This window comes from Hydrogenophaga sp. 70-12, from assembly GCF_001897365.1.
Lineage (GTDB): Bacteria > Pseudomonadota > Gammaproteobacteria > Burkholderiales > Burkholderiaceae_C > Hydrogenophaga > Hydrogenophaga borbori.
The window spans coordinates 1-3,833 of the sequence record NZ_MKSS01000029.1; the positions used below are offsets into that span (position 1 = coordinate 1).

The following is a 3,833-nucleotide window of genomic DNA, read 5'->3' on the forward strand; positions in this document are numbered from 1 at the left end:
CACCCCCCTCGGCACCGACCTCCGGGTCCCCTCCCCCATGGCCACCGCCTCCGACCGCCCCTCGGGCAAGAGCCCGCGTTCGCTCACCGGGCTGCTGCCCTTCATGCGTCCCTACCGCCTGCAAATGGGGCTGGCCCTGCTCTTCCTGGTGCTGGCGGCGGCGGCCACGCTGGCGTTTCCGGTGGCGCTGCGCCTGCTGATCGACGACGGCCTGGTGCCGGCGGGGCGTGGTGATCAGGTGCTGGCGCTGCGCGAGCATTTCGCGGCGCTGTTCGGGGTGGCGGTGGCGCTGGGCCTGTTCTCGGCGGTGCGCTTTTACCTGGTCAGCTGGATCGGCGAGCGCATCACGGCCGACCTGCGCAACGCGGTGTACCGCCACGTGCTGCGCCAAAGCCCTCAGTTCTTCGAGACCACGCAGACCGGCGAGGTGCTGTCGCGACTGACGGCCGACACCACGCTGGTCCAGACCGTCGTGGGCTCATCGTTGTCCATGGGCCTGCGCAACGCGGTGATGGGCCTGGGCGCGCTGGTGATGCTGGTGTGGTCGCACCCCTATGTGATGGTGTTGGTGCTGGCCACGGTGCTGCTGGTGGTGCTGCCGGCCATGTGGTTCGGGCGCCGGGTGCGCCGGCTCTCGCGCGCCAGCCAGGACCGCATCGCCGATTCGAGCTCCATCGCGGCCGAGGTGCTGAACGCGATTCCCACGGTGCAGAGCTACGCGGCCGAGGGGCGCGAATCCCAACGCTTCGAGCAATCCACCCAGCACGCGTTCGAGACCGCCGTGCGCCGCACCAAGGCGCGCGCCGCGCTGGTGGCCTTCGTCATCATCGCCAACGCGGCGCTCATCCTCTGGGGCATGTTCCAGGGCACGCAGGCGGTTCTGAACGGCCAGCTGTCGCCGGGGCAGCTGGGCCAGGCGGTGTTCTACGTGGTGATCTTCGCGGGCGCGGTGGCCGTGCTGGGCGAGGTGTACGGCGACCTGCTGCGCGCCGCGGGCGCGAGCGAGCGCCTGGTGGAGCTGCTGGCCAGCGAGTCGCCGGTGCGATCGCCCGCGAACGCCGTGGACGCGCCGCTGCCGGCGGGCGGCAGCGCGCTGGCGTTCGAGCAAGTCCGCTTCAATTACCCCTCGCGCCCGGCGCAGGCGGCGCTGGACGGGTTTTCGCTGGCGGTGGCGCCGGGGCAGACGGTCGCCATCGTGGGCCCCAGCGGCGCCGGCAAGACCACCGTGTTCTCGCTGCTGCTGCGCTTCTACGACCCGCAGCAGGGCCGCATCGTGCTCGACGGCACGCCGATCAACGCCCTGCGGCTGCAGGACCTGCGCGAGCGCATCGGCATCGTGCCGCAGGACCCGGTGATCTTCTCCAGCAGCGCCATGGAGAACATCCGCTACGGCCAGCCGGGCGCCAGCGACGAAGCGGTGAAGGCCGCCGCGCGCGCCGCCTTCGCCGACGAGTTCATCGCCCAACTGCCCGAGGGCTACGCCACCTTCCTGGGCGAGCGCGGTGTGCGCCTGTCGGGCGGCCAGCGCCAGCGCATCGCCATCGCGCGCGCCATGCTGAAGAACCCGCCGCTGCTGCTGCTGGACGAGGCCACCAGCGCGCTGGACGCGCAGAGCGAGCGCGTGGTGCAGGCGGCGCTGGAGGCCGCCATGCGCAACCGCACCACCCTGGTCATCGCCCACCGGCTGGCCACGGTGCAGCGCGCCGACCCCATCGTGGTGATGGACCACGGGCGCCTCGTGGAGCAAGGCACGCACGCCGAGCTGGTGGCGCGCGGCGGGGTGTACGCGGGCCTGGCGGCTCTGCAGTTCAACGCCTGATTCCGCCGGCGCGGCGTGCCCGCGCCCAGCCTCAGCGCTCGGGCGCCCACTCGCGGAAGAAGCGGATGCGCTCCTCGTCCGCCGGGTGGCTGGCCAACGCGATCGGCAGCACGCCGTCGGCGTCGCGGTCCTGGTTTTTTCGCGCGGTGGCCAGGCGCTCGAACAGCGAGACCATCACGGCCGGCGACAGGCCCGCGCGGTCCAGCCGCTCGGCCGCGTAGGCGTCGGCGCGGCGCTCCACGTCGCGCGAGTAAGACTGGGTCAGCAGCGCCGCCGGCACGCTGGCGATGAAGCCGCTGGCGTCGCCGAAGACCACGCCCACGATGGCGCTCAGCAGGCTGGCGCGCACCAGCATGTCCAGGCCGTCGCGGTGGCGCACGTGGCCCAGCTCGTGCGCCAGCACGCCGGTCAGCGCGTCGGGCCGGTCGTGCAGCAGCTCGACCAGTTGGTCGGTCACGACCATCTGTCCGCCCGGCAGGGCCAGGGCGTTGGGGCCCAACTCGGGCGCATCCCGGAACGACAGGCGCCAGGCGGGCGCGTCGCCCTCGGGGTGGGCGCGCTCGACGAAGGCCCGCCAGCGCCGCTCGATCGCCTGGCGCCGCGCCTCGTCCAGGCGCGTGGGCTTGAGCAGCGCGCGGTCGAGCTGGGCCAAGCCGTCGCGCCCGATGCGCTCGTCCAGCGACAGCGGCAGGCGCTGCGCGACGAACTGGCTGGCCACGGGCACGCCCCAGAACCAGCTCGCCAGCAGCACCGCGACGGCGCCCACCACCGCCGCGGCGGTGGCGCGCCAGCTCTGCTGCCAGCCCACCACCCAGGACTCGCGCAGGCCCTGGGCGGCCCACCAGGCGTCCCAGCCGCTGGCGTCGGCGTGCTGGATCAGGCCGCCGTCGGGCAGCTCGGTCTGGCGCTGGCCGTGTGTGCGGCGCTCAGGCCAGCGCACCTCGCGCAGGGGGTAGCGCCGCGGCGGCTCGGCGCGCTCCGCGTCCAGCGGCTCCAGCACCAGCTCATCGCCCTCGACGCGCAGCTGCACCGCGCGCCCGCGCGGGCTGCGGCCATCGAACCAGCGCGTGGGCAGCGGCTCACCCATGCCCGCTCACAACCCCATGTCGATGCCGAAGAAGTCGCCCGCGGCGTCGCCCAGCGGGCCGACGTCACGCCGCTGCGCGTGCGCCAGCCAGTCGTTCACCGAGCCCTTGACCTGCAGCGCCATGGCCTCCAGCCGGGCGCGCGCCAGGCGCACCTGGGCGAAAGGCCAATACAGACCCAAGGTCAGCGCGATCAGCAGCCAGTTCACCGCCGTCACGCGCGCCAGCGCGCCAAAGCCCAGCCCGCTGCGAAAGCGCGTGTTGCGGCTGCGGGTGTTCTGCCACACCAGGTTCTGCAGCGCGGCGGTGTAGTGGGTCACCACCAGCATGGGAAACAGCAGATAGCCCAGCGCGACGGCGCCGCTCAGCATCAGCACGCCAGCCGCCGTGCGCCCCGCCAAGCCCACGCCCAGCGCCGCGATGGCGCCCACGATCAGCACCACCAGCAGCATCACGCCGCCGGTGCGCAAGCCAAGCCCGTAGAACTGGCGCACACCGGCGCGCAGCTCGGTGCGCTCGCCAGCAAAGCGGTAGCCGCCGTGCTGGTACTGCTTGATGCGCGCCAGACACCAGGGCATGACCAGCGCGAACAGCGCCATCACGCCCAGGAACAGCAGGCCCATGCGCCGCCGCTCCTCGGGCGAGGCGCCCTCGCCGGGTGCCAGGTCGGGCGCGCTCAGGCCCAGGGCCACGAAACCCAGCACGGGCAGCAGCAGCGGCGCGAAGGCCAGGTAGGCGCCCTTGAGGTCGCCCTCGAAGCTCAGGCGCACACCGCGCCAGCTGGTGTTGCGCAGGCGAAACTGCAGCGAGGCCCGCCACAGCGCCGGCCACAGCAGGGCGAACACCAGGAAGATGGCGCCGGCCACCAGCGGCGCCGTTTCCGAGGTGACGCCATAGGCCAGGCCGAACAGCGCCACCACCAGGTAGCC

The 3,833-nt window shown here is 73.2% G+C and carries 3 protein-coding genes; 1 reads left to right on the forward strand and 2 read right to left on the reverse strand.

All coding sequences use genetic code 11. From position 1 onward, the window contains the following. Positions 1 to 37 precede the first annotated feature (37 nt). Positions 38 to 1,819 (forward strand): ABC transporter transmembrane domain-containing protein, encoded by a 1,782-nt coding sequence (locus BGO22_RS02060; RefSeq protein ID WP_070397656.1) that lies wholly within the window; start codon positions 38 to 40, stop codon positions 1,817 to 1,819. A gap of 31 nt (positions 1,820 to 1,850) precedes the next feature. On the opposite strand, the gene BGO22_RS02065 is transcribed toward BGO22_RS02060, so the two are convergent. Together BGO22_RS02065 and BGO22_RS02070 are read right to left on the reverse strand one after the other, a co-directional pair. Further along, positions 1,851 to 2,906: a M48 family metallopeptidase gene (locus BGO22_RS02065; protein WP_070397655.1), complete on the reverse strand. Its 1,056-nt coding sequence runs from the start codon at positions 2,904 to 2,906 to the stop codon at positions 1,851 to 1,853. 6 nt (positions 2,907 to 2,912) lie between these two features. Then, the coding region (locus BGO22_RS02070; protein WP_286848578.1) for a YjgN family protein at positions 2,913 to 3,833 on the reverse strand (921 nt) is incomplete at its 5' end.